This window comes from Terrisporobacter mayombei, from assembly GCF_020748465.1.
Classification (GTDB): Bacteria; Bacillota; Clostridia; order Peptostreptococcales; family Peptostreptococcaceae; genus Terrisporobacter; species Terrisporobacter mayombei.
In genome coordinates this window covers 1-252 of record NZ_JAHZMP010000320.1, presented here as the reverse complement: position 1 = coordinate 252, position 252 = coordinate 1, and the positions used below count along the sequence as shown (strand labels likewise).

The following is a 252-nucleotide window of genomic DNA, read 5'->3' as shown; positions in this document are numbered from 1 at the left end:
GGGTTTACGGCCTGTGGGATTCTCACCCACATCTCGCTACTCATGCCAACATTCTCACTTCTATACAGTCCACATCTCCTTACGGTAATGCTTCAATCCGTATAGAAAGCTCTCCTACCCATCATAATGATGCCGTAGCTTCGGTAGTACGTTTTAGCCCCGGAAATTTTCGGCGCAGGATCACTCGACCAGTGAGCTATTACGCACTCTTTAAATGAGTGGCTGCTTCTAAGCCAACATCCTGGTTGTCTG

At 48.0% G+C, this 252-nt stretch carries 1 rRNA gene; it reads right to left on the bottom strand.

Annotated elements, in window-relative coordinates:
• Window positions 1-252 (bottom strand): 23S ribosomal RNA (locus K0039_RS25615); the annotation flags it as partial.